Here is a 378-nt window from a genome sequence, read left to right on the forward strand (position 1 = left end):
GACCAAAAGACAACATCACAAGCAAATCTAGATGGATTGAAAAACTTGAACGATGCACAAAAAGCAGCGGCGAAGGAAGCAATTGAAGCAGCAACAACACCAGCAGGTGTAGAAAAAGCATTAGCAACAGCGCAAAAACTAGATGGCAAGATGGGTGAATTGGATCAAGCAGCGCAAGAAGCAGATGAAGTGAAATCAAGTCTAGATTACACTAATGCAGATAAAACAGCGCAACAAGCATATGATGAAGCATTGACCAATGCCCAAGCAATCTTAGATAAAGCACAAGGTGGCAATGCAAGTGCAGCAGAAGTTCAAGTAGCAAAAGACGCCTTGGAACTAGCTAAGTCTAAGTTGAATGGTGATGAAAAATTAACA

At 41.3% G+C, this 378-nt stretch carries 1 protein-coding gene; it reads left to right on the forward strand.

Going from position 1 to position 378, the window contains the following annotated elements; all coding sequences use genetic code 11:
- The coding region (locus NOU10_RS09315) for an FIVAR domain-containing protein (RefSeq protein WP_255906661.1) at positions 1–378 on the forward strand (378 nt) is incomplete at both ends.

Source organism: Ligilactobacillus sp. MP3, assembly GCF_024436335.1.
Taxonomy (GTDB): domain Bacteria; phylum Bacillota; class Bacilli; order Lactobacillales; family Lactobacillaceae; genus Ligilactobacillus; species Ligilactobacillus salivarius.